At 48.2% G+C, this 24,573-nt stretch carries 19 protein-coding genes; 7 read left to right on the top strand and 12 right to left on the bottom strand.

Going from position 1 to position 24,573, the window contains the following annotated elements; translation table 11 throughout:
- The first annotated feature begins 17 nt into the window (after positions 1-17).
- Positions 18-1,661: a glucose-6-phosphate isomerase gene (gene pgi / locus ACTHSW_RS02945; protein ID WP_070461368.1), complete on the top strand. Its 1,644-nt coding sequence runs from the start codon at positions 18-20 to the stop codon at positions 1,659-1,661.
- Between the two features lie 52 nt (positions 1,662-1,713).
- On the opposite strand, the gene ACTHSW_RS02940 is transcribed toward pgi, so the two are convergent.
- From ACTHSW_RS02940 to ACTHSW_RS02910, 7 genes are all read right to left on the bottom strand, one after another.
- A complete protein-coding gene (locus ACTHSW_RS02940; RefSeq protein ID WP_070461369.1) occupies positions 1,714-2,811 on the bottom strand; it encodes an NnrS family protein in 1,098 nt (365 codons plus the stop codon).
- Between the two features lie 294 nt (positions 2,812-3,105).
- Positions 3,106-3,720 carry a CadD family cadmium resistance transporter gene (locus tag ACTHSW_RS02935; RefSeq protein WP_036491903.1) on the bottom strand — a complete coding sequence of 205 codons (615 nt, stop codon included), beginning with the start codon at positions 3,718-3,720 and terminating at the stop codon, positions 3,106-3,108.
- A gap of 309 nt (positions 3,721-4,029) precedes the next feature.
- The gene (locus tag ACTHSW_RS02930) at positions 4,030-4,722 is read right to left on the bottom strand and encodes an ATP-binding cassette domain-containing protein (protein WP_009310824.1); all 693 of its coding nucleotides are present in this window, start codon (positions 4,720-4,722) and stop codon (positions 4,030-4,032) included.
- Entirely contained in the window at positions 4,722-5,519 is a 798-nt protein-coding gene (locus tag ACTHSW_RS02925; RefSeq protein WP_070860415.1) for an ABC transporter permease, read from the bottom strand. The genes ACTHSW_RS02930 and ACTHSW_RS02925 overlap by 1 nt, the downstream gene beginning before the upstream one ends.
- A gap of 223 nt (positions 5,520-5,742) precedes the next feature.
- On the bottom strand, positions 5,743-6,912 hold the full coding sequence (locus ACTHSW_RS02920) for a hypothetical protein (protein WP_440373755.1): 1,170 nt from the start codon (positions 6,910-6,912) through the stop codon (positions 5,743-5,745).
- A 377-nt stretch (positions 6,913-7,289) separates the two neighbouring features.
- Complete coding sequence (locus tag ACTHSW_RS02915; RefSeq protein ID WP_049335420.1) at positions 7,290-8,267, bottom strand: ABC transporter substrate-binding protein; 978 nt, start codon at positions 8,265-8,267, stop codon at positions 7,290-7,292.
- 59 nt (positions 8,268-8,326) lie between these two features.
- A complete protein-coding gene (locus ACTHSW_RS02910; RefSeq protein ID WP_440373754.1) occupies positions 8,327-10,246 on the bottom strand; it encodes a TonB-dependent receptor in 1,920 nt (639 codons plus the stop codon).
- A gap of 323 nt (positions 10,247-10,569) precedes the next feature.
- Here ACTHSW_RS02910 and fumC point away from each other — a divergent pair, with 323 nt between their 5' ends.
- The gene (fumC, locus tag ACTHSW_RS02905) at positions 10,570-11,958 is read left to right on the top strand and encodes a class II fumarate hydratase (RefSeq protein WP_440365001.1); all 1,389 of its coding nucleotides are present in this window, start codon (positions 10,570-10,572) and stop codon (positions 11,956-11,958) included.
- Between the two features lie 50 nt (positions 11,959-12,008).
- On the opposite strand, the gene ACTHSW_RS02900 is transcribed toward fumC, so the two are convergent.
- Positions 12,009-12,533: a hypothetical protein gene (locus ACTHSW_RS02900; RefSeq protein WP_440373753.1), complete on the bottom strand. Its 525-nt coding sequence runs from the start codon at positions 12,531-12,533 to the stop codon at positions 12,009-12,011.
- A gap of 167 nt (positions 12,534-12,700) precedes the next feature.
- Positions 12,701-14,080, bottom strand: coding sequence for an argininosuccinate lyase (argH, locus tag ACTHSW_RS02895; protein WP_107810851.1), 1,380 nt, complete (start codon positions 14,078-14,080; stop codon positions 12,701-12,703).
- A gap of 93 nt (positions 14,081-14,173) precedes the next feature.
- Here argH and ACTHSW_RS02890 point away from each other — a divergent pair, with 93 nt between their 5' ends.
- Both ACTHSW_RS02890 and acnB read left to right on the top strand, forming a co-directional pair.
- Entirely contained in the window at positions 14,174-15,211 is a 1,038-nt protein-coding gene (locus ACTHSW_RS02890) for a sensor histidine kinase (RefSeq protein WP_070461376.1), read from the top strand.
- 200 nt (positions 15,212-15,411) lie between these two features.
- Positions 15,412-17,997 carry a bifunctional aconitate hydratase 2/2-methylisocitrate dehydratase gene (acnB, locus tag ACTHSW_RS02885; protein WP_070461377.1) on the top strand — a complete coding sequence of 862 codons (2,586 nt, stop codon included), beginning with the start codon at positions 15,412-15,414 and terminating at the stop codon, positions 17,995-17,997.
- Between the two features lie 184 nt (positions 17,998-18,181).
- Here acnB and ACTHSW_RS02880 read toward each other — a convergent pair whose 3' ends face one another.
- A complete protein-coding gene (locus ACTHSW_RS02880; protein ID WP_107810871.1) occupies positions 18,182-19,576 on the bottom strand; it encodes a DEAD/DEAH box helicase in 1,395 nt (464 codons plus the stop codon).
- Between the two features lie 429 nt (positions 19,577-20,005).
- Here ACTHSW_RS02880 and ACTHSW_RS02875 point away from each other — a divergent pair, with 429 nt between their 5' ends.
- Positions 20,006-20,338: a hypothetical protein gene (locus ACTHSW_RS02875; RefSeq protein WP_070461378.1), complete on the top strand. Its 333-nt coding sequence runs from the start codon at positions 20,006-20,008 to the stop codon at positions 20,336-20,338.
- Positions 20,339-20,546: 208 nt separating this feature from the next.
- Here ACTHSW_RS02875 and clpX read toward each other — a convergent pair whose 3' ends face one another.
- Complete coding sequence (gene clpX / locus ACTHSW_RS02870) at positions 20,547-21,812, bottom strand: ATP-dependent Clp protease ATP-binding subunit ClpX (RefSeq protein ID WP_070461379.1); 1,266 nt, start codon at positions 21,810-21,812, stop codon at positions 20,547-20,549.
- Between the two features lie 313 nt (positions 21,813-22,125).
- Here clpX and ACTHSW_RS02865 point away from each other — a divergent pair, with 313 nt between their 5' ends.
- Both ACTHSW_RS02865 and ACTHSW_RS02860 read left to right on the top strand, forming a co-directional pair.
- Positions 22,126-23,034 carry a serine hydrolase gene (locus ACTHSW_RS02865; protein ID WP_371459479.1) on the top strand — a complete coding sequence of 303 codons (909 nt, stop codon included), beginning with the start codon at positions 22,126-22,128 and terminating at the stop codon, positions 23,032-23,034.
- 108 nt (positions 23,035-23,142) lie between these two features.
- The gene (locus ACTHSW_RS02860; protein WP_440373752.1) at positions 23,143-23,916 is read left to right on the top strand and encodes a M48 family metallopeptidase; all 774 of its coding nucleotides are present in this window, start codon (positions 23,143-23,145) and stop codon (positions 23,914-23,916) included.
- A 63-nt stretch (positions 23,917-23,979) separates the two neighbouring features.
- Here ACTHSW_RS02860 and ACTHSW_RS02855 read toward each other — a convergent pair whose 3' ends face one another.
- Positions 23,980-24,474: a DMP19 family protein gene (locus ACTHSW_RS02855; RefSeq protein WP_070645198.1), complete on the bottom strand. Its 495-nt coding sequence runs from the start codon at positions 24,472-24,474 to the stop codon at positions 23,980-23,982.
- Between the last annotated feature and the right edge of the window lie 99 nt (positions 24,475-24,573).

Raw genomic sequence — 24,573 nt, 5'->3', positions numbered from 1 at the left:
ATCCAGGAGAGCATCCGATGAAACACCTTCACGATTTACCAGCTTGGTCAAAATTATGGATACATTTTGACGAAACCAAAGAACAACACATGCGTGAAATGTTCGAGCAAGATCCCGAACGTGCCGAGCGCTACTGGCTGCAGGTTGGCGGCCTGACTTTGGATTATTCTAAAAACCGTATCAACGACGAAACCATGGCACTGTTGTTCGAGCTGGCGCGTGAAGCAGGCGTACCGGAGCGGATGCAGCAAATGTTCCACGGCGAAAAAATCAATACGACAGAAAACCGCGCCGTACTCCACGTTGCCCTGCGCAACCGTACCAACGCCCCTATCGTCGTGGATGGCGAAGATGTCATGCCTAAGGTTAACCATGTCCTGCAACGCATGGGCGAGTTCGCGCATGAAGTCCGCAGCGGTAGCTGGTTGGGCTATACCAATCAAGTCATTACCGACGTCGTCAATATCGGTATCGGCGGCTCTGACCTCGGCCCTCTGATGATGTGTACCGCGCTCAAGCCTTTCGGCCATCCGCGTTTGAACATGCACTTCGTCTCCAATGTGGACGGCTCCCAACTGCGCGACGTATTGTCCAAAGTCCACCCCGAGACCACCCTCTTCATCATCGCCTCCAAAACCTTTACCACCCAAGAAACCCTGACCAACGCCCTGACCGCACGTAAATGGTTCTTGGATCATGCAGGCGATGAAAGCGCCGTGGCCAAACACTTCGTTGCCGTATCGACCAACCAAAAAGCCGTTGCCGAATTCGGTATCGATACCGCCAATATGTTTGAATTTTGGGACTGGGTCGGCGGACGATACAGCCTCTGGTCGGCCATCGGCCTGCCGATTATGCTGTATCTCGGCGAAGAAAACTTCATCGAAATGCTCAACGGCGCACACCTGATGGACCAACACTTCATCAACACGCCGCTGGAGCGCAACCTGCCGGTTATCCTTGCCCTTATCGGTGTTTGGTACATCAACTACTACGGCGGCGGCAGCCACGTTATCGCTCCTTACGACCAACATCTCCACCGCCTGCCCAAATTCATCCAGCAGCTCGACATGGAGAGTAACGGCAAACAAGTTACCCTTGACGGTAAACCGGTCGGTTACGAAACTTCCCCGATTATTTGGGGCGAAACCGGTATCAACGGCCAGCATGCCTTCTTCCAACTGCTGCACCAAGGTACGCACATCACGCCGATTGACCTGATTGCATCCCTTGAAAAACGCAGCAATTTGCAAGGCCACCACGAAATCCTGTTGGCAAACGTCTTTGCCCAAGCCGAAGCCTTTATGCGAGGTAAAACGCCTGACGAAGTACGCGCCGAGCTTCAAGCACAAGGCATGGACGAAGCGCGTATCGAAGAGCTGGTTCCGCACAAAACCTTCTCCGGCAACCGCCCGACCAACCTCATCCTCATGGACAAAATCAACCCGCGCAATATGGGCAGCCTGATTGCCATGTACGAACACAAAACCTTCGTGCAAGGCATTATTTGGGGCATCAACAGCTTTGACCAATGGGGCGTAGAACTCGGCAAACAGTTGGCCAAAACCATTCTTGCCGAATTGACCGGCGAGACTGAAGTGCAAAAACACGACAGCTCCACTACACGCCTGATTAATCTTTATTTGAACGCCAACAAATAAAGCATTTATTTAAAACAAAAGGCCGTCTGAAAGTTTCAGACGGCCTTTTGTTTCATTCCGGATCATCCGTAAACGCATTTTCCCGAAATATCGGTACAAACGTGAAAAGATACAGTACGAACACGGCGATGGTCAGAATCGCAGGAACGGTAATGAAAAATATCGGGTTCACGTTCATCAAGAAAGCGCGCGAGATGGCGGCCATAAAGAGTAGGGGGATGGCAATGCGGCAGAGTTTCGGGTAGTCGAGTTTGGTAAAGCCGCTGTGCCACAGTCCGGCGGTCAGCCACACCATCATCACGCCGCCCATCATACCGCCGAGGGTAATCAAGTGTAATGGGGCGGAGGAAGGCAGATTTTGCAGTTTCTCCACGCCTGTCCACAGATAGCCTGCGGCGGCAAAAAGCTGGAGCAGGTAATAAGTGCAGACGTAGTGTTTGCGCAGGAGTTCGTGATGGTGGAGCTCACGCAGCTTGGCGAGCAGGATGAATCCGACGGCAAGCGCGGTAAAACCGGCGGTTTGTGCGGGCAGCCAAAGTTCGGCGGCGGCGTGCAGCAGCAGGAAAGTAATGGCGATGTTTTTATAAACGATATTTGGAATAAAAACAGGGTCTTTCAGACGGCATTCTTTAAGGGCTTCCGCGCCCAAAAGAATGCTGACGCGGACGGATACAAACATGACAGCTGCTATGTTCAGATGTACTTGCGCGCGCAGTAAGTTCAAATCGCCAGTTGCGGCGTAGGCCGTCTGAAAAACGGTAAATGCGGCGAGCAGCATTAGTAGGGCGAAGTTATCAGTGTTGCGATCAAGCCAAATCAGCCAAGTGCAGAACAGCAGCAATACCAGCCAATAGACAGCAACGAAAAACGAGGCAGTTTGCGGCGAAAAGGGCAGTATGGCGGATGCGGCGAGCAGTAATGCCGCCATCAAAGTAGCGACAGGTTTCAGACGGCCTTGATAGCCCGTCCATTCAAGCATGGCGGCAGTCAGAAAACCGCCGTATGCCGCAGGCAGCATGAGCTCTAAGAAGATTTGGCGGTGCAAAATGACGGCACCGGGGCCGATGAAAAACACCAACGCGCCGAGTATGGCAAGCACCGCCGCACCGACGAAAAACGGCCGCATGGGGTGGGTAAAAAACTTATTCATAGTTTGGCTTGATTCTGCATGAAGATGCTTTCGGATATAGATTTATTGGGAGGACAGGGCTGTATTTTTGCCAAACAGGCAAGCCTTCGGCTTGCTTACCCTCTCCCTAGCCCTCTCCCACGGGGAGAGGGGATTAAACTGCCAAACCCGAACATTTTTAGGTTTACCTGACATCTGATTCTCAATTCTACGTTCTTTGATTTTCAGCAACCTGATCCCCTCTCCCCGTGGGAGAGGTTTAGGGAGAGGGCAACGAACCGCAAGGTTTGTCAGATACTCAAATGCCCGTATCATTCATATTATTGATATTATTGTTTGAATTGTATTATTTTCAATAATAATAAATAATCCTAAACCAATATAAATAACAGCCATTATCCAACGACTAAACTTCTCTACAATTTCACCAACACCTGAAATATTAGCCAATCTTTGTGCTGTATATACTAAAACAAAAATCAATATTAAAAATACAAGAAGAGTAACTAATAAGTCGACAAGATCTAAAGTCACAAAGTAAGGAACAAAAAGTCCAATATTATCTGCACCACAACTAGCAACTGTAACCAAAGCAACAATACCGACTAATTTTGACAACCCTTTTTCATCCAATTCTTTTTTAGCTCTTTTTTCGCCCTCACAATCGTCGTAAATAGCAACTTTAATACCTAAGTAAATCGGTATTAAACCTAATAAACCCAACACCCATTTTTCCGGAACATAATGCAAAACAAAAGCTAGAAATAAACTAACTAATATTAAAATTACAGAACCTAAATATTGTCCGATATAAATATCTCGATATTCTTTTCTAGTATTTGCTCTAGCAAAAAATATTAATAGTATTACCAACAAATCTACTGCTGTAGCAATATATAAAACAGCAGCAGTAATCACAGTCGAAAACATAAAGCACCTCATAATGAATCCCCTGCCCCCTTGGCACCACGGCTTTTTCAAAAACCGAATCGCGTTCGGATAACAGATTCGTATCTTTCGCTAAAGAGGCAAGCCTGCGGCTTGCTTACCCTCTTCCTAGCCATCTCCCACGGGGAGAGGGAATTGGGCTGTCGAGCCTGAACATTTTCAGGTTTACCTGACATCTGATTCCCAATTCTACGGCTCTCTGATTTTGAGAAACCTGATCCCCTTTCCCCGTGGGAGAGGGTTAGGGAGAGGGCAACGAACCGCAAGGTTTGTCAGAAATTTAAATTCCTATCACTCATAATAATGAATCCCCTGAAACTCTCTTGCCACCACGGCTTCTTCAAAAGCCGAATCGCGTTCGGACAGCGGCGTAGGCAGGGTAATCACGTTTTGCACGTTCATGCCCTTAGTGGAAAGCAGCATGATTTCATGGCTCAGGCGTGCGGCTTCGAAGCGGTCGTGCGTTACCAGCATACACGCCATGCCCTGCCGCTCGATTTTTTCCACCAGCATGGCGACCAAAATATCGCGCAAATCGCGGTCCAAACCGACGAACGGCTCGTCCAGCAAGGCAAGGTCGCAGCCGCACAGCAGCAGGCGCAAAAATGCTACCCGTTTCGCCATGCCGCCGGACAATTCGGTCGGATATTTGTTCAAATCGCCCGCAGTCAGCCCGACTTTCGCCGCCAGCGCGATGATTTCGCCTTCATCGGGTTTGTCCATAAAAATAGCGATATTCTGCATCGCGGTCAAGTTTCCCGGCAGGCGGTTTTCCTGAAACAGAAAACCCGTTTTGCGGAAAGTATTGCGTATCGTGCCCGATTTCGGCGTTTCCAAGCCCGCAATCAAACGCAAAACCGTCGTCTTGCCACAGCCGCTCGGCCCGAACAAGGCCTTCACTTCGCCATGTTGCAGGTTCAAACTGAAATCGCGCACGATGGGGTCGCGGAGAATTTCAAAACGCACGTTTTCAAGACAGAGCATCATCTTCTCCACGGCATAAACAAAATTTCCAAAGGTTTGGTAATCAGGTATTCAAACAGCGACACAAACACGATAACCAACACCACATAAGCCATCACCGTCGAAGTCTCCAGCATCGCCCTCGCGTCCGCAATCCGCGCACCCACACCTTCGCTCGCGCCCAAAAGTTCCGCCATAATCACCACCTTCACCCCCATCGCCACCGCCACGCCGATGCTGGAAATCACATAGCCCGTCAGATGCGGGATATACAGATAACGGATTTTTTTCAGACGGCCTAATTTATAAGCGTCAAACAATTCCTCATGCTGTTTGTTCACACTCGCCATCCCGACCGCCGCACTCGCAAACGTCAACGGCGCAACCAACACAATGATGGTAAACAACACGCTCGGATTGCCGAAACCGAACCAAAACAACGCCATCACCACCCAAATAATCGGCGGCATCGCCAACAAAATCGTAATCACAGGCTTGAGCAACGCCATCGCCGTCTTAAAACTGCCCGCCACCAGCCCCGCCGCCAATCCCGCCACCAGCGCAACCGAAATCCCCACCACAGAACGCCACAGCGAAATCCCGATTTCGTTTTCCTGAAAATGTTTCAATAAATCCAAAGATTTTTGAAACACTTCGACCGGCGCAGGCAGCATAAACTCACCGAACACGGCGCTGCCCCACGCCCACAACGCCACCACCACCATCGCCACGCCCAGACCGGCGAAGCCGCTCCAAAGGTAGTCGATGATGTAAAACACCGCAGGCTGCGGTTTGCGGATTTTGTCGGTTTTAATCATAGTTTGGGTGTTGATTGATGGGGATGGTTTGGGGACGGTAGGTCGTCTGAAAAATAGCGGTTGATTGGGTTAGACGGAACGTCGCAATCCAACAAAATGGCTTGATTTTCCCAAATAGTGTTTTTCAGACGACCTTGGTTTGGAGTTTTAACATTTTGTCGGGTTACTCCTGCGGCTAAGCCAACCTACGGCTGCTTGAAATTTTTCCAATTTATTCCATATATTATTTTTTAGTATCTATACAAAAATCAATAAATTCACAAGCTATATAAGCATTTCTTTCATTTAGCCAATTCTCATTTTCAGTAGAAATTTCATGTAATATTTGCATATGATAATCTCGGAATAAACTCCCCCAAGATACAAATGACAAATAATTGCACCTAAATGGATGCAGATTTATCCATGTTCTAAAATCCATAAACCCCTCATATGATATAGAACAACTGTCATCAAAGCACATTATCTTTTTTACTTCATTCGCAATAGCCTTGATGCTATTTCCAAAAACGACAGGAAACTCATCTAAAGTTTCCTTTAATTTTTCATATATTCCAATATGGTTCTCATCAGTAAATCGCATTTGTTCGTAGGAAGGCATATATACTACCGAAATAGAATACGGAGCTAAGCTTGCATACCTGTCTTTCCATAGGATAGCAAAACCATTACTATTTAATTTATTCCCCATATTAGCCATATTATTTAAGGCTGTTTCAAATAAATTAATATATTTATCTAATCTGCTAAAATCATTGCTCCCTTTTTGCAATTCATCATCATAAATACAAATCTGGAAAGACTGCAACAATGAAGCTGGAATTTTTTTTATAAGACCTTCATCTAACTCATCAATTAAATTAAAATCTATTATTTCCAATCCTATTTTACCCTCTAACTTAACAGGTTTTAAACATAATACATTTAAATTCTGAATAAATATCATATTTCTAATATGATGTAACAATAAATTAGGATATTCATTAGAAATGATGACATAAACAATATCTAATTTAGGCATATTAGGAAAATAACTATATAATTCATAATTATATGCTCCCAATTCAGTTCCTGCTTCTCTAGTTGCATTTGAAGAGTTTTTTAATTCAATAAGGACTAAACTTTCTGTTGTATATGAATATAATACAAAATCTGGTTTAAGTAACTCTCCTTTTTTATATGATATATTTTTATTAGCACTTATCATTTCCGTTTCATGTAAAGATGATAATGAGTTACAAAATGAATTGAGAGCTATGTTTTTATGATAATTTTTATACATATTTTCAAATAATTCTGCATTATTTATTAAAGAATAAAATTCACCATAATTTTCTTTTAATGCATTCTCTAGCCATTCTTGCATATCTTTTTCGTATCTGAAAATACTCATACACCCTACCTTTAAAATTCGCTATATTTCAAATTAATCCCCGAATAACCCACATACCCAGTTAGTAAGCGTAGGTTGGCTCATAACCCAATGTTTCAGGCAATCCGACGGTTTTGTTGGGTTTGACAACCTGCGGTTACCACCCGCCGTCATTCCTGCGCAGGAATGACGGCTTTTTGTGTACTGTTCGAACTATTATCTGATAGGTCGTCTGAAAAGAGTAGGTCGGATACTCGTATCCGACAGCCCCGTTTAGCCGAAATGTCGGATTCAAGAATCCGACCTACGCTGCTGATAATGTCCTGATAGGCCGTCTGAAAAATAGAAGATTGAATATTTACAACTATTCTACACTTTCAGACGGCCTCTATCCTCTTCTAAGCTAAGAAGAACCCGTTATCCGGCAGCTTGCCGCCCAGAAGTTTCGGGTTGAACTGCATCAGGATTTCGTAAAACTTCAAAATCTCGTTCTTCACTTCGCTGCCTTTAGTTACCGTCAGCCGTGCGCCGTCCAAGCCCATGACTAGGGCAGGTTCGGGGGCGGGGAGGTAGTTTTTGCCGATTTTCGCCGCGCTTTGGCGGTTGGCGAGTATCCAGTTGAGCGCGTTTTTCAAATCCTGATGGAAGATGTCGAACTGCGCCTTGTGTGCGTGGAAATATTCTTCGTTGGCGATGATGCCCGCCATCGGAATCAGCGGTTTGGTGTCAAATGCCTGCCCCCATGCTTTTACTAAGTCAAAACCGCGCACGACGTTTACGCCCATGGTTTTGCCTTTAAGTAGGCTGGCTGTTGCCATCGGTTCGGGCAGGATGGCGGCGTGGTAGTCCTTGCTCAAAAACAGTCCGACTGCTTCGGGCGGCGTGGCGGTGTAAGTGATGCCGACTTTGTGTGCGTCGATTTTCAGTTTTTTCAACAAGGCTTGCAGCACGATGTCGGGCATGTCGTTTTTAAACGGCACGAGGATTTTTTTGCCGACCAAATCCTGCGGCGAGGCAATCGCGCTGCCTTTGCACATCAGCTGCGTGATGCCGTTGGTCAAAATATTGACCATGCCGACTTTCTGCCCTTGGTTACGTAGGTTTACGCCGACATTGCTCGGGCTCATCATGACTTTAAATTGTCCGCTTGCTACGCCTGCACGCAGCTGGTCGGGCGATCGCCAGATTTTCAGCGATACATCTGCCTGTTTCGCCAGTTTGCCTTGCAACGCTGCTACAGCAATGGTAACGCTGGGCATTGCCGGCGCGCCGTACACGGTAAATTGTTCTTTACCTGCTGCCAACAATGAAGGCGAAACGCCTGCGGCTGCCAGCGCAGCGGTCATTTTTAAGAAATCACGTCTTTTCATATCCATTTTTTTTATCTCCTAATTCTTAATAAGCCAGTGTAGGCATTCTTTCAGACGGCCTGATTTTAAAAAGCCGCGTGCAAACTCAACCAATATGTCCTGCCCGGTGCATACACCACGCTGGGCGACAGGGCGAGGACGTGGTCGCCGCTGATGTATTCGGCGTATTTTTTGTTGAACACGTTGTTCACGCCCAAGCGCAAGCCGTATTTGTCTTTAATGTTTACGCCTGTGTAAAGGTCGGCAACGGTAAAGCCTTTGGCGGCTTCGCGTTTGTCTATGCCCAAACCGCTTGCGGCATCAAAATCGCCGCGCGTTTGTTTGGCGACAAAGCGTGTTGCGGCGCCGATGTTGTAGCTGCCGTGGGCAAAGTAGTTTTTGTAGTCAGCTTGGACGGCGGCTTCAAACGGACGGATTTGATAGAGCGGCCTGCCGTCGGTTTCGTTGTGTCCGTAGTTGTAGGCGGCTTTGATGCCTGCCGCCCAATGCGGATTGAAGTTGTAACGCGCATATGCCTGCGCGGTAAACAATCGTGCGTCCACGTTGCGTGTGATGATGCTGCTGCCTTTGGAAGCCGTGCCGCTTTGTCCGTGGGCGCGGTCAAAAATAATCAGGTCTTTGACTTTGTCCGCCACAAGCGTGCCGCCCACGTTCCAGCCTGCGCCTGCGAGCGAGTTCATGTAGCCGTTGTAGTAGTCGTTGCGGCTGTCGGCAGTGAGCTTGATACGGTTGTGTTTTTCGGTTTTCAGCAGGGGATTGCCTGCGATGGCGGCGGCTGGATTTTGGTTCATCAGTGCGCCGTTCATGCGGTTTTGCACGATGGCGGCAAGCGAGTTGAAGCGTTCGGTGTTGTCGCCGATGCGTTCCAAATGCGCGAGGGAAACGCTGTATTTTTGCGTTTCAGACGGCGTGAAATCGTATTTGAGTTCGCCTGAGAAGGCATGGCGGCGCACTTTGCCGTTGAAGTCGTAGCCGTAATGGGTTTTCCAGATTTGTTGCGCCGAGGCGAAGGCAAGATTGCGGTTCATCGGATGGGCGGGTTGCGCCGTATTTTTGCGTACGTCTGCTTCGTTGAGTTCGTAGCTCAAACCCAAGCCCAGTTTGTGTTGGTCGTCAAACTTGTAAGACAGGGTATCGGCAATGCGCCAGCGGTCGATGTGCACATCGGCGAAACGGTAGCCGTTGAGGAAGTCGCGCATGGCGGTATGGGCGTTGCGTTCGCCGTTTTGGCTGTCGTTGCGGTAACTGACGGCGGCGGTGTTGTGGAATTTGCCGAAGTCCGCATCGTGTTTGAGCGAGAAGTCGTACACTTTGCGGTCAAGCTCTACGAATACTTGCTGCGGCGTGTTGTTTGGGCGCAGGGAGTAATTGTCGGCATGGCGTTTGAGTTTGATGACGCCTGCTTCTGTGCTGACCGTATTGCTCAAATCGGCATTGCCCCAACGCGCGTTGAGTTTGGCGATGTGGCGTTCGGTATCCAATGCGTCATTGACGAACTGCGGCTGGCGGTCGTTGTTGATGTCGTCGTGTAGGTAGGTGAGGCGGTATTCCTGGTTTTCAGACGGCACGAAACCGAGTACCAAAGCTTGATTAAAACGGCTGTATTTCCAATCGGTTTGATTGCTGTCGCCGTCTTTATAGCCGTTGGCCTTGGTGTGATTGAGGTTGGCTACGCCGTACACCTTTGCCCCACGCGCTTGCGCGGTAACGGAGTTGTAAAAGCTTTTGCCGTAGAAGCCACTGTTTGCTTTCAACGGACGGAAGGCTTGGTCTATGTTTTCGGTAACAAAGTAATGATCGCTGCGGTCGGTGCGGTCGAATTGGTTTTCGGGGAAATAGCCTTGTGCGGCGGTCGGTGCAATCGGTTTGGGAGGGGAGAAGGTTTTGACAGACTGGATTTCATCAGGGTCTGCCAAGGTTTCGGCAAAGCCGTTTGCGGCGGCAAAACTGCTCATTAACAAGCAAATCAAATGGTTTTGTTTCATGATCTATATCCTGATAATCATTTTTATTTATTATGCTCTTAGAGAGAAACAAAGTAAAGAAACGATAAAGTGTCTGAAGCCGACAAAACTTTATTGTCGGCAAGGAAAGCTTTAGCCTTGAACACAAGCCGATACGGGCTAAAAACTTTTAGAAGAGGGGAGTGTTAGCGAGGTTTATATTTGCGTTTCATCTTGCGGTTGTGTTTTCCGTTTATAAAGCAGATAGGCCGTCTGAAAAAATATCTCTCTTTTCAGACGGCCTATTGCTGGTTATAATAATTTTACGAATCATTATTATTTCTATTTTAATGTAGGAGAAACGCATGAGTACCCGTACCGAACACGACACCATGGGCAATGTCGAAGTCCCATCCGAAGCCTATTGGGGCGCGCAGACCCAGCGTAGCCGCAACAATTTTAAAATCGGCGGCGAAACCTTGCCGCAGCCGTTGATTTATGCTTTGGCGCTGGTAAAAAAAGCCGCAGCCGCCACCAATGTTTCCCTCGGCAGAATTAAGCCCGAGCAGGCGGATTTGATTACGCAGGCAGCGGATGATGTGTTGAACGGCAAGCTTGACGGGCAGTTCCCATTGGTAGTGTGGCAGACCGGCTCCGGCACGCAATCCAATATGAATATGAACGAAGTGCTGGCAAACCGTGCCAACGAAATCGCTGGTACGGGTTTGGCAGCGTACCAGCCCGTACATCCCAACGACCATGTGAACCACGCGCAATCGACTAATGATGCGTTCCCAACCGCCATCCACGTCGCCGCCGCGATTGAAATCAACCGCCACCTTATTCCAGCGGTAAAAACCTTGCGCGACACCTTGGACAAAAAAGCCCAAGCCTTCGCCCCCATCGTCAAAATCGGCCGCACACATTTGCAAGACGCAACGCCGCTGACTTTGGGACAAGAGTTTTCCGGTTATGTTTCCCAGCTTGATCACGGTTTAGGCCGTCTGAACGATGCACTTAAAGACTTGTATGAACTCGCCTTGGGCGGCACAGCAGTCGGTACGGGATTAAACAGCCATCCCGAATACGCCGAAAAAGCCGCCGCCAAACTCGCCGAATTGTCCGGCCTGCCGTTTGTTAGTGCACCGAACAAATTTGAAGCCTTGGGCGGACGCGATGCCGCCGTTGCCGCTTCGGGCGCATTGAAAACGCTTGCGGCAAGCCTGAACAAAATCGCCAACGACATCCGCTGGCTGGCAAGCGGCCCGCGCTGCGGTTTGGGCGAGATCAAAATCCCCGAAAACGAGCCGGGTTCGTCCATCATGCCGGGTAAAGTCAACCCGACCCAATGCGAAGCGATGACCATGGTGTGCTGCCAAGTGTTCGGCAACGACGTCACCATCGGCATGGCGGGCGCATCGGGCAATTTCGAGCTGAACGTCTATATGCCCGTTATCGCCTACAACCTATTGCAATCCATCCGCCTCTTGGGTGACGCGTGCAACAGCTTCAACGAACACTGCGCCGTCGGCATCGAACCCGTGCCGGAAAAAATCGACTATTTCCTGCACCACTCCCTGATGCTGGTTACTGCGTTGAACCGTAAAATCGGCTACGAAAACGCTGCCAAAGTCGCCAAAACCGCCTACAAAAACGACAAATCGTTGCGCGAAACTGCCATCGAATTGGGCTTGTTAACAGGTGAAGAGTTTGACGAATTGGTCGTTCCTGCCGATATGGTTCATCCGCGTTAAGCTTTAATAATGAAACATGCCGTCTGAAAATGTGTTCAGACGGCATGTTTTTATGCTGCGGTTGTTTTTTCCTCGAATAGGGTAAAAATCATTGGCGTCAGATTGACGACCATTAGAAACATTATTGAGCTCAAAAATGTACGCCAGGCGTAATGCCACGCTTCCGTTCTGTCTGCTTGGGGGAGGAGCGATGCAGTATAGCGGTTGTGTAGGTTTTTTGCGGTGTCATTGTTTTCCAAATAGTCCAACGAAAGTACCAATAATTTGCCCGTGTCTTTGTGTTGCAAGAATTTGGCATGTTCAACCCAGATTCCTGGCTTGGCGTGTTCGCATAAAGATTCAATGCCGACGCAAGAGGCTAAGCTGTTTTGGTTGTTTTGCAAAATCGACAGCTCGTTTTTTTCGGCCTGCATGGCTGCGGGGGAGGTTTGATGAAGGTATACGCTCATGCCGTTGCTCTCTATTGCTTGAAAATCATGGAGCTGGCTGAATCCGCCATTTTCCCAAGCGACGAATACGGCATAGCATCCGCAGCATAGGCAGATCATGATCAATTTTAAGACAATGTTTTTCATCCTTGCTCCTTTTATTTGAAGATGGCGGCAAAGTCAGGAGGCGTGTTTTCTCGTTTGAAGGTAAGTTTAGGTTTATCTGTTTTTATTGTGAGGTTGAGTGTAACACAGGTAATCAAAAGGCCGTCTGAAAATTTTCAGGCGGCCTTTTATTATGTGTTTAGATGGGTTTAAGCCAATAATTCACGCCAGCGTTTGACTTGGAAACGGACTTGTTCAGGCGCGGTACCGCCCAAGTGGTTGCGCGCGTTTAAGCTGCCTTCGGGTGTCAGCACGCTGTAAACGTCGTCGGCAATCAAACCGCTGAAACCTTGCAGGACTTCAAGCGGCAATTCGCTTAAATCAACGCCAGCTTCATCGGCATGGCGCACGGCTTGGGCAACGACTTCGTGGCTGTCGCGGAAAGGCATGCCTTTTTTCACTAAGTAATCCGCCAAATCGGTAGCCGTTGCAAAACCCTGCATTACGGCGGCGCGCATATTGTCGGGTTTGACGGTCACGCCGCGCATCATGTCGGCGTAAATGCGCAGGGTGTCGATAAGCGTGTCGGCAGTATCAAACAAAGGCTCTTTGTCTTCCTGATTGTCTTTGTTGTATGCTAAAGGTTGCGATTTCATCAGGGTAACCAGGCCGATCAGGTGGCCAATCACGCGACCGGATTTACCGCGCACGAGTTCGGGTACATCGGGGTTTTTCTTTTGCGGCATGATGGAAGAGCCGGTGCAGAAACGGTCGGCAATATCGATAAAGCCGAAACGCGGGCTCATCCACAAAATCAATTCTTCGGAAAGACGGCTCAGATGAACCATAATCAGGGAAGCGGCGGCCGTGAACTCAATGGCAAAATCGCGGTCAGATACGGCATCAAGCGAGTTTTGGCAGATTTGTTCAAAGCCCAGCAGCTCGGCGGTAATTTCGCGTTGAATCGGGTAGGTGGTACCGGCCAGTGCTGCAGCGCCGAGCGGCATACGGTTGACGCGCTTGCGGCAGTCGGCCATGCGCTCGAAATCGCGGCCGAGCATTTCAACGTAGGCGAGCATGTGATGCCCGAAGTTGACCGGCTGGGCAACTTGCAGGTGGGTAAAGCCGGGCATGACGGTTTCGGCGTTTTGTTCCGCCAAATCAACCAAGGCCGTCTGAAGGTTTTGAATCAGGCTTTGAATAACGGTAATTTGATCGCGCAGCCACAGGCGGATGTCGGTAGCGACTTGGTCGTTGCGGCTTCGGCCGGTGTGCAGGCGTTTGCCGGCATCGCCGATTTTGTCGGTGAGGCGGCGTTCGATGTTCATGTGGACATCTTCCAAATCCAGCGACCAGGAAATCGTTCCTTCTTTGATTTCTGCTATAATCTCGGCCATGCCCTGACGGATGGCGGAGAGGTCGTCTTCGCTCAAAACGCCCGACTGTGTCAGCATTTGCGCATGTGCCAGCGAGCCTTGGATGTCCCATTCTGCCAGTCGTTTGTCAAAATCAATCGAGCCGGTATATTTTTTGACCAGCTCGGAAACAGGTTCGTTAAAACGGCCTGACCAGGTTTTGTCCTTGCTCATATCAGCATCCTTAAAATATAAATAAAAAAACAGGGTCTACGTCTTCAATATAGCAGACCCGTCTATACATTATGAAAGAAAACGGTTGAAATCATGTCTATTATACGTCAAATAAACCAGAATTTCGCAGTGCCGGATTTGCGCAATTCCGCAACTTTGGTGCGCCTGCTCATTGTTTTGTTAATCAGTTTGTTTATCTTTCCGTTGATGACGGTATCGGGCGTGCCTTATCCGGAACAGATTTTCCAACATTTTTCATGGGCTTGCCCCGTCATCCTTTTAATTTTACTTAAAGTCTATTTCTTACAGGCATTTGCGCCGTCCCTGCTTCGCTCGCAGTACAGCGTTGTGGTTTCCTACGTCTCCAACCTGCTGATTTTCTTGTTTGTCGATCTAGTGATTTTGAAGACGGAAATTTGGCCGCTGATTCAACACTTCTTCTTGCTGACCTTTTTTTGTTTCAGTTTCATGTACATCGAAGCATCCCGTCGCAACAGCCTCGCGCCTTCCATTTCCGAAGCCAGACTGAGCGCGTTGACGGCGCGTATCCGTCCGCATTTCTTGTTTAACAGTCTAAATGCTGCTATCAGCCTGATCCGTTTGCGTCCGTATGATGCGGAAACTTTGCTGGAAAATCTGGCCAACCTGTTCCGCGCGCAACTGCGCGACGGTAGTCAAAACAGTACCTTAGGGCAGGAAATCGAGTGGGCGCAGGAATATATTGCCATCGAGCAAATCCGCATGGGACATATGCGCGTACAGGTTATGTGGCAGCACCATGCGCCGGATGATGCGGAAACGCCGCATCTGCTGTTGCAACCGCTTTTGGAAAATGCCGTATTTCACGGTGTCGAATCCATCCACCGTCCAGGGATAATTACGGTATTAACAAAATTGGAAAAATCATCTATTTTCATCAGTATCGAAAATCCGTGCGGAACGGAGCCTAACGAAAATACCAAGCCGCATAAAGGCAATTCTATGGCTCTGCGCAATCTGAAAGAGCGCCTGACTTTGATGTATGACACCGACGCGAAAATCAGAAACATCCAATCAGACGGCCTGTTCCGCGTTGAAATCATATTGCCGTACCGTAAAAAATCAGCCGAAGTTTCCCGTCTGTTTGGCTAAAACGCATAGAAGAGGGCGGCTTTAGATAGGTTAAACTATTAACACATTAAATAAAATAGTTTAAATTTATTACATTCAGTAACATAACTGTTCCCATTTTTTGAAAACTGGTCTATGATGCTTAAAAGGATTGTTTACAATCCTTAATTGCAAATCATTTGCAACTGCCCAGAAGAAAAAACAGAAAAAGGAACAAAGAGATGTTAGAAGCCTATCGTAAAGCCGCCGCCGAGCGCGCCGCCCTTGGTATTCCCGCCCTTCCTCTGACTGCTCAGCAGACTGCTGATTTGGTTGAGCTGCTGAAAAATCCACCTGCCGGTGAAGGTGAATTCTTGGTTGAGCTGTTGGCTCATCGCGTACCACCCGGTGTGGACGATGCCGCCAAAGTTAAAGCCTCATTTTTGGCAGCCGTTGCCGAAGGCAGCGCATCCAGTCCGCTGATTTCCCCTGAGTATGCTACCGAGCTGTTGGGCACCATGCTTGGCGGTTACAACATTCATGCACTCATCGAACTCTTGGACAACGACAAACTTGCGCCTATCGCTGCAAATGGTCTGAAACACACTCTGCTGATGTTTGACTCTTTCCACGATGTTCAAGAAAAAGCCGAAAAAGGCAATAAATACGCACAAGAAGTATTGCAATCTTGGGCAGATGCCGAATGGTTCACCTCACGCGCCAAAGTTCCAGAAAAAATCACTGTTACCGTCTTCAAAGTCGACGGTGAAACCAATACAGACGACCTCTCTCCTGCACCTGATGCATGGAGCCGTCCTGATATCCCTCTGCACGCGCTGGCGATGTTGAAAAACCCGCGCGATGGCATCAATCCTGACAAACCTGGCGAAGTCGGTCCGATTAAATTGTTGGAAGAACTCAAAGCCAAAGGCCATCCGGTTGCTTACGTTGGCGACGTGGTCGGTACCGGTTCTTCACGTAAATCTGCTACCAACTCCGTGATTTGGCATACAGGCGAAGATATTCCGTTCGTACCGAACAAACGTTTCGGTGGCGTATGTCTGGGTGGCAAAATTGCTCCTATTTTCTTCAATACTCAAGAAGACTCCGGCGCATTGCCGATTGAAGTCGATGTATCTGCTCTGAAAATGGGCGATGTCGTCGATATCCTGCCTTATGAAGGCAAAATCGTGAAAAACGGCGAAACCGTTGCCGAGTTCAGCCTGAAATCTCAAGTCTTGCTGGACGAAGTGCAAGCCGGTGGCCGTATTAACCTGATTATCGGTCGCGGTCTGACTGCTAAAGCACGCGAAGCACTGAAACTGCCTGCTTCTACCGAATTCCGTCTGCCTCAAGCGCCTGCTGAAAGCAAAGCCGGTTTCACCTTGGCTCAAAAAATGGTTGGCCGTGCCTGCGGTTTGCCAGAAGGCAAAGGCGTGCGCCCAGGTACTTACTGCGAACCACGTATGACTACTGTCGGCTCGCAAGATACTACCGGTCCGATGACTCGCGATGAATTGAAAGACTTGGCTTGCTTGGGCTTCTCAGCAGATATGGTAATGCAGTCTTTCTGTCACACCGCCGCTTATCCAAAACCTGTCGATGTGAGAACCCATAAAGAATTGCCAGCCTTCATTTCTACCCGTGGCGGTGTGGCTCTGCGTCCGGGCGATGGCGTGATTCACTCATGGCTCAATCGTCTGCTGTTGCCTGATACAGTCGGTACCGGCGGCGACAGCCACACCCGATTCCCTATCGGTATTTCTTTCCCTGCCGGCTCCGGCTTGGTTGCTTTCGCAGCAGCCACAGGCGTAATGCCGCTCGATATGCCTGAGTCCGTATTGGTACGCTTCAGCGGCAAACTGCAACCGGGCGTAACCCTGCGCGATTTGGTGAACGCCATTCCGTTGTACGCGATTAAACAAGGCCTGCTTACTGTTGCTAAAGCCGGTAAGAAAAATATCTTCTCCGGCCGCATCCTCGAAATCGAAGGTCTGCCTGATTTGAAAGTGGAACAAGCCTTTGAATTGACTGATGCGTCTGCCGAACGTTCTGCTGCAGGCTGTACTGTGAAGCTCAACAAAGAGCCGATTATCGAGTACATGAAATCCAACATTGTGTTGATGAAAAACATGATTGCCGACGGCTATCAAGATTCGCGCACTTTGGAACGCCGTATCAAAACCATGGAAGCATGGCTGGCGAACCCGGAGCTGCTCGAAGCGGATAAAGATGCCGAATACGCCGCCGTGATTGAGATCAACATGGACGACATTAAAGAGCCGATTATTGCTTGCCCGAACGACCCTGACGACGTGTGCTTCATGTCTGAACGCTCCGGCACCAAAATCGACGAAGTGTTCATCGGTTCTTGTATGACCAACATCGGCCACTTCCGCGCCGCTTCCAAACTCTTGGAAGGCAAGAGCGATATTCCCGTGCGCCTGTGGGTAGCGCCGCCGACCAAAATGGACGCGAAAGAGTTGTCCGACGAAGGCCACTACGGCGTACTCGGCCGTGCAGGCGCGCGTATGGAAATGCCGGGTTGCTCATTGTGTATGGGTAACCAAGCACAAGTACACGAAGGCGCGACTGTAATGTCCACATCTACCCGTAACTTCCCGAACCGCTTGGGTAAAAACACCTTTGTTTACCTCGGCTCGGCTGAGTTGGCGGCAATCTGCTCCAAACTGGGTAAAATCCCGACTGTTGAAGAATACCAAGCCAATATCGGTATCATCAACGAGCAGGGCGACCAAATCTACCGCTACATGAACTTCAACGAAATCGACAGCTACAACGAAGTAGCCGAAACCGTGAATGTTTAATGTAACAAGGTAAACCGATTTTCAGACGGCCTTAAATAATAAAGGCCGTCTGAAACGGAAAAAATAAAGGGCGTGTTTATCACGTCCTTTTCATTTTTAGTTTAATAAAAGGCCGTCTGAAAGATAAGTTTCAGACGGCCTTTGCTTAGGATAAATAATCAGAAAACCGATTAATCAGCGTTGTTTACTTTACGCCAAAACCAGGTTGGAGCAGGGCGCAAGGCTGACGCTCGTGACGGCTGCGGCGTGTTCTGCCGGCAATTTTGCCGCAGACAATACCCGGATCATTTTTCTCTTCTGCTTTTTTTGAGCTTTTATCTGATTTATTTGCGTATTCGTTGCGTTTGTTTCTATCCTCACGGCGAGAGCGGCTGTCGTTGTGCTGAACCGGTTGCGCTTCGGCTTCATCTTGATTGTCGTTACCCCACCAATGCGGCTCAAAGCCTTCGATGCGTTCCACATTCAAATCGCTGCCGGTTAGTTCTTTAATAGATTCAAACATTTTCTGTTCGGTTTTATCCATTAAGGAAATGGCAACGCCGTCAGCACCGGCCCGGCCGGTACGTCCGATGCGGTGGACGTAGTCTTCAGGTTGGGTTGGCAGCTCGTAGTTGATGACGAAAGGCAACTCGGCAATATCCAGGCCGCGTGCGGCAACGTCAGTGGCAACCAAAACGCGTAATGTACATTCTTTAAAGGCGTTGAGGGTTTCCAGTCGGCTTTGTTGGGATTTATCGCCGTGGATGGATTGCGCGGCAATGTTGCGGCGTACGAGGTCGCGGGTAACTTGATCGACGCTTTGTTTGGTTTTGCAGAATACAATGACTTGATTCATATGCAAATCAACAATCAGACGTTCGAGCAGGTTGCGTTTTTTGAGTGCATCAACGGCAATGATGTGTTGCTCGACATTGGCGTTGGTGGTATTTTGCGCAGCCACTTCAACCATTTCAGGCGTGTGCATAAAATCTTGCGCAAGCTTGCGGATAGGCGGTGAGAAAGTGGCGGAGAAAAGCAGGGTTTGTCGCTGTTTGGGCAGCATCTGCATGATTTTGCGGATATCGTCGATGAAACCCATATCAAGCATACGGTCGGCTTCGTCGAGTACAACGATTTCAACTTTGTTTAAATTGATGTTTTTTTGTTTAAAGTGGTCGAGCAGTCGGCCAACCGTAGCGACAACGATTTCGCAACCGGCGCGCAAGTCGGCAGTTTGTTTGTCCATATTGACGCCGCCAAAGAGGACGGTATGGCGTAAAGGAAGATTCTTAATGTATGCCTGCACGTTTTGATCGATTTGATCGGCCAGTTCGCGGGTCGGGGTCAATACCAACATGCGGACAGGATGCATGGCAGGGGAGGTGCTGGATGTGGCGTAGCGTTTCAGGCGTTCGAGGCTGGGCAGCATAAAGGCGGCGGTTTTACCTGTGCCGGTTTGTGCTGCGGCTAAAAGGTCGTGTCCTGCCAAGGCTTTAGGAATCGCTGCGGCTTGAATAGGCGTCGGGTTTTCATAACCCTGATCGGTGAGGGCAGAGACTAATTCGCTGCCTAAACCGAGTGAAGAGAAAGGATTCATGATGGTGGCTTTCTGTTCAGACGGCCTTCTGAATGATGAGGCCGTCTGAAAAATCTGATTCTGAAATGGATAAACCGCAGTATGATTTTGATTCTGCGGTTTGAAAAAAGGGGGAGCGGAATAATCCGTCAAGTAGTTCATTATGCCATAAAAAGAGGGACTCCCCAAATGATGGTTGCGGCTAGAATTGACCAAGTTTTGATATTTTTATAGTTCAAAATCAGAAAAAATGACTGGCCTGCAAGGTTTTGAGTTTATTGAGGATTAAGCATTTGTCTTAACTTCAATAGAATTAATTTATCAAAAACTTACAGGCTGAAATGAAACTAAATTGTACTCACGTACTCAATATTGAGGTGCAGAGCTTGTTTTGCAGCCTGTATCTCCCGTTTAACGGTAAACCATAAAATCAAAATTTAGGAATATACAATTATGAAAACTTTATTGATCGCTCTTGCAACCGGTAGCCTGATGTTGGTAGCTTGTTCTTCTTCCAAGCCTGAAGAAGCGGTAGCGCCACGCATCACTGTTGAAGAAGCAATGACTCAATGCCAACAAGCATCTGGTGAAAATGCTGACCGCGCTGTATTTGATGCCTGCATGAAAGGCAAAGGCTATCAACGTACCGCTGAATCAGTTGCCTCCGAGCCTGCTGCCTCCGAGCCTGCTGCCTCTGAACCGGTAGCAGCGCCTGAGGCTGCGGCTTCTAAGCCTGCCGCCAAAGCTGCTACTGCTAAAAAAGCTGTTAAAAAAGCAAAAAAATAAGTTTCATAAAATTCAAGGAAGTCACCATCATCAATACTCCGGATGAAGGCAGACTTAGAGCAACTTGAAAACAAAGGCCGTCTGAATATGTTTCAGACGGCCTTTGTTTTTCATGTATAAGACCATTATTCAAAGATATGCTTTTGGTTTTATTAAGAAAATAAAAAAAGACGTGTAACGGTTACACGTCTTTTTCGGAGAATAAACCTTATTGCTTGTATTCGTTGCCGTCTTCACGGAAAAGTTTTGGCTGATCGCCTTTTTCCACCACCTCTTTATTGATGACAACTTTGGCTACGTCTTTCAAATCTGGCAGGGTGTACATGGTGTCTAAGAGGCAACGTTCGACGATAGAGCGCAGGCCACGCGCACCGGTTTTGCGTTCCATAGCCAGTTTGGCGATGCTGCGCAAAGCATCTTCTTCAAACTCAAGGCCAACATCTTCCATTTCAAACAAGGTTTGATATTGTTTGACCAAGGCATTTTTAGGTTCGGTCAAAATGTTGACCAAAGCATCTTCGTCCAATTCTGCCAATGTGGCAATCACGGGCAGACGGCCGATAAGCTCGGGAATCAAACCGAATTTAATCAAATCTTCAGGCTCGACTGTTTCAAACAGTGCTGAAATATCGGCGTTTTCATCTTTGCTGTGTACCGCTGCACCAAAGCCGATACCGCCTTTTTCAGTACGTTGTCGGATGACTTTTTCCAAGCCGGCAAATGCGCCACCGCAGATAAAGAGGATGTTGGTAGTATCAACGTTGATGAATTCTTGGTTTGGATGTTTGCGGCCGCCTTGAGGGGGAACGCTGGCTACCGTGCCTTCAATCAGTTTCAGCAAGGCTTGTTGCACGCCTTCGCCGGATACGTCGCGCGTGATGGACGGATTGTCGCTTTTGCGTGAAATTTTATCGATTTCATCGATATAAACGATGCCGCGCTGGGCTTTTTCAACGTCAAAATCACATTTGCCCAAAAGTTTGGTGATGATTTGTTCGACGTCTTCACCGACATAACCGGCTTCGGTCAAAGTTGTGGCATCCGCCATGACAAAAGGTACATCCAGTTTGCGCGCCAAAGATTGCGCCAACAGGGTTTTACCTGAGCCGGTAGGGCCGATGAGCAGGATATTGGATTTGGACAACTCGACTTTGCCCTCCGCTTTCGGGTGGCGCAGGCGTTTGTAGTGGTTGTAAACCGATACTGCCAACGCTTTTTTTGCGTGTTCCTGACCGATAACGTGGTCGTTGAGGTTGGCAACGATTTCGGCCGGGGTAGGCAGTTTTTTCTCGGCGTTTTCTTCTTTCGCTTTGACAAGCTCGTTTTCAATTTCGCCGAACTCGTTGTCTTGCAGCATTATGCCGCAAGTTTCTACACATTCGTTGCAGATGAAGGCGTGTTCGCCTTCGATCAGGTTTTTAACGTCGTTTTCGGACTTCCCGCAGAATGAACAGGTGCGTTTTTCTTCAGACATAATAATTTCTTCGTATGGTTGTATGGAGGCTGTGTTGTAAAGGGGGAACAGATATTTCGGGCGTATTGCCGGATTGAGGGAATGCCTCTGACAAAGGAGCCTAAGTATAATGACTATCTTGTGTTTTTTCAAATCAGAGCAGGCATTGCGCCATATCGTCTAAGAAACAGATGCGGGCGCTGGATTTGAATATCTCGCAAACAAACGCAAAGTTTTCTCAACTCGCTTTACAATTGCCGAAAAATTTAACAGAATGTTGAATTAAATGTATTTTTTTGAATTGGCAGATATGAAATTCTATAAAACTTTAGGAATGGTATGGACAGGTGTGGCATTGGCCTTTGCTTCTGCGCCTGCCGTTGCCAATGATATGGATGTATTGGGACAATTTTTGGAGCAAAATTTCCCAGTGCAAAATGACCCGCTGGAAGCTTTTGCATTGAGTCATGCCGACCAAGTCGAAGCTCAAGCCGCTTTGGCAGGCCCTCTGTTGTCTTCGCAATCTGCTTTGATTTTCAATAATAAAACCGGTGAAGTGCTGTATCAGAAAAACCCTGATCGTGTCATGCCGATTGCCTCTATTTCCAAATTGATGAGCGCGATGGTGGTGTTGGATGCGCATCTTGATATGAACGAGCCTATCACGATTACCGAGGCTGAAATCGACCGTTTGAAAGGTACAGGCAGCCGTTTGAGCATCGGCACGACGCTGACACGCGGCGAACTGTTGCACCTGAGCCTGATGAGCAGTGAAAACCGTGCTACTCATGCATTGGGCCGTACGTATCCGGGCGGTATGAGCGCATTTGTTGCGGCTATGAATGCCAAAGCGCAAAGCCTGGGTATGACCAGCAGTCGTTTCTATGAGCCTACCGGTTTGAATTTCCAAAACGTTTCCACTGCACGCGATTTGAACCGCATGGTTGCGGCAGCCAGTAAGTATCCGCTGATTCGCAAAAATTCGACTTCAAATTACGGCTCGGTTTGGACGGCAAATGGTCGTCAAAACTACAAAAACTCCAATGCCTTGGTGCGTGAGGGCAGCTGGAATATCGAATTGCAGAAAACCGGCTATATTCGTGAAGCAGGACGTTCTATGGTGGTTAAGGCCAATGTACAGAATCAGCCGATTACCATTGTATTGCTCAACTCTCCGTCTTCCACAACCCGCGTGAACGATGCGCGTAAGATTGAGTCTTGGATGCTGCAGCGCCGTTCTTAAATATTACGCTTAAAGGCCGTCTGAAACCGTTCAGACGGCCTTTTGTGTAAAGGGTATTAAATTTGGGTACAATGTTGTTACATTAATTTTAAAACACAGAGAGAAAACATGTTGAAAAAATGGAATAAAAAATATTGGGCCGGCATGGGTGTGATTTTGGCGTTGACCGGCTGTACTTCTGTAGCGGATATGGTTGGCTACGATACTGCGACTTTAAATGAAGACGCGGCTAAAAGTTACTCACAAGTCATTCAAAACGCGCGTGGTCAAAAAGCTTTGGATGTTTCATCTCCAACTGCTCAACGCGTTCAACGCGTGTTTGCACGTCTGCGTCCTCATGCTGAGCGCGCCAACAAAACCGGCGTGCCTTTCAACTGGCAGATGAACGTTATCCGCAGTGATGAAATGAACGCATGGGCAATGCCAGGCGGTAAAATGGCCGTGTACACCGGTATAGTAGAGAAATTGAAGCTGACTGATGATGAAATTGCCGCCGTTGTCGGCCATGAAATGACCCATGCTCTGTTGGAACACAGCAAAAAAGCTTTGGGCGGACAAGTATTGACCGGCTTGGGCGGTTCGATTTTGGCCAGCTCAACCGGTGTGGATGGCGATTTGGTCGGCTTGGGTGCAGATTTGTTGGCAACCAAACCGTTCTCACGCCATCAGGAAAGCGAAGCGGATGCCGGCGGTGTGCGTTTGATGGCTGAAGCAGGCTACAATCCTGAGGCTGCGGTAAGTGTGTGGGAAAAAATGAACAAAGTACAGGGCGGCAGCTCATTGGCTATTTTGTCGACCCACCCGACCAATCAGGCGCGTATCAATGCAATCCGCAAAATGTTGCCTGAAGTGATGCCGATTTATCAGAAAAACAAACGTTAATTTGACGTATTGATGATTTTGCCGGTTTGAACAGATGATTCAAACCGGCAAAGTTTTATGGTTTCAGTCTGACAGTTTGGCAAATTTATCCCAATTTGCCTGAACGTACGCTGCTGCAGTTTCCAAGTCTTTATCGACAACATCATAATAATCGCCGTCAAGCTCTTCAAAATCGGGAAAAGCTTTGCGGATTTCGTCGAAATCTTGTTGTTCGTCCGCCATTTTTTCAATGGCTTCGCCGTGTTTTTCGTACAGGGCTTTGGCTTTGTCTAAGATTTTCGGTATCGGCTTGATGCGCCAGCGGCGCAGGCTGTCGGCAACCGGATTGCCGAAGATGTATTCTCCGTATCCTGAAGCGATAAGCTGTACGAAGCCGCCTTCTTGAACCTGGCTGTCGAGATAGCAAAGGGCGGTCAATGTATGCTGTTCGTCGTTGAGGCCGGACATTTCCTCGTCGCCTGCCTGTTCGGTTTGATCCAAATAGGCTGCGCTGAGTGTATAAAGAAATGAAGCGGAATCGGAAGTATCGAAATCTTGAAGGCGGAGCAGGGTAGTCATAATCATTAAAGGCCGTCTGAAAAAAGTGATTATATAATGTTTTCAGTCTGAACCTACTGGCCGTTTTGCTTTACAATATCGGAAGATAAGAAAACATAG

It is taken from the genome of Neisseria sp. P0008.S004 (genome assembly GCF_051962755.1).
Taxonomy (GTDB): Bacteria; Pseudomonadota; Gammaproteobacteria; order Burkholderiales; family Neisseriaceae; genus Neisseria; species Neisseria subflava_A.
Note: the sequence above shows the minus strand (reverse complement) of the source record. Positions and strands in the feature narration are given on the sequence as shown.

What these genes read in the sequence shown, in the direction of transcription:
- ACTHSW_RS02940 (WP_070461369.1), bottom strand. Translation starts at nt 2,811, where the DNA reads ATGAATAAGTTTTTTACCCACCCCATGCGGCCGTTTTTCGTCGGTGCG.
- ACTHSW_RS02890 (WP_070461376.1), top strand. Translation starts at nt 14,174, where the DNA reads ATGTCTATTATACGTCAAATAAACCAGAATTTCGCAGTGCCGGATTTG.
- acnB (WP_070461377.1), top strand. Translation starts at nt 15,412, where the DNA reads ATGTTAGAAGCCTATCGTAAAGCCGCCGCCGAGCGCGCCGCCCTTGGT.
- ACTHSW_RS02900 (WP_440373753.1), bottom strand. Translation starts at nt 12,533, where the DNA reads ATGAAAAACATTGTCTTAAAATTGATCATGATCTGCCTATGCTGCGGA.
- ACTHSW_RS02930 (WP_009310824.1), bottom strand. Translation starts at nt 4,722, where the DNA reads ATGCTCTGTCTTGAAAACGTGCGTTTTGAAATTCTCCGCGACCCCATC.
- ACTHSW_RS02910 (WP_440373754.1), bottom strand. Translation starts at nt 10,246, where the DNA reads ATGAAACAAAACCATTTGATTTGCTTGTTAATGAGCAGTTTTGCCGCC.
- pgi (WP_070461368.1), top strand. Translation starts at nt 18, where the DNA reads ATGAAACACCTTCACGATTTACCAGCTTGGTCAAAATTATGGATACAT.
- ACTHSW_RS02920 (WP_440373755.1), bottom strand. Translation starts at nt 6,912, where the DNA reads ATGAGTATTTTCAGATACGAAAAAGATATGCAAGAATGGCTAGAGAAT.
- ACTHSW_RS02875 (WP_070461378.1), top strand. Translation starts at nt 20,006, where the DNA reads ATGAAAACTTTATTGATCGCTCTTGCAACCGGTAGCCTGATGTTGGTA.
- fumC (WP_440365001.1), top strand. Translation starts at nt 10,570, where the DNA reads ATGAGTACCCGTACCGAACACGACACCATGGGCAATGTCGAAGTCCCA.
- ACTHSW_RS02915 (WP_049335420.1), bottom strand. Translation starts at nt 8,267, where the DNA reads ATGGATATGAAAAGACGTGATTTCTTAAAAATGACCGCTGCGCTGGCA.
- ACTHSW_RS02925 (WP_070860415.1), bottom strand. Translation starts at nt 5,519, where the DNA reads ATGATTAAAACCGACAAAATCCGCAAACCGCAGCCTGCGGTGTTTTAC.
- ACTHSW_RS02860 (WP_440373752.1), top strand. Translation starts at nt 23,143, where the DNA reads ATGTTGAAAAAATGGAATAAAAAATATTGGGCCGGCATGGGTGTGATT.
- argH (WP_107810851.1), bottom strand. Translation starts at nt 14,080, where the DNA reads ATGAGCAAGGACAAAACCTGGTCAGGCCGTTTTAACGAACCTGTTTCC.
- ACTHSW_RS02855 (WP_070645198.1), bottom strand. Translation starts at nt 24,474, where the DNA reads ATGACTACCCTGCTCCGCCTTCAAGATTTCGATACTTCCGATTCCGCT.
- ACTHSW_RS02865 (WP_371459479.1), top strand. Translation starts at nt 22,126, where the DNA reads ATGGTATGGACAGGTGTGGCATTGGCCTTTGCTTCTGCGCCTGCCGTT.
- ACTHSW_RS02935 (WP_036491903.1), bottom strand. Translation starts at nt 3,720, where the DNA reads ATGTTTTCGACTGTGATTACTGCTGCTGTTTTATATATTGCTACAGCA.
- clpX (WP_070461379.1), bottom strand. Translation starts at nt 21,812, where the DNA reads ATGTCTGAAGAAAAACGCACCTGTTCATTCTGCGGGAAGTCCGAAAAC.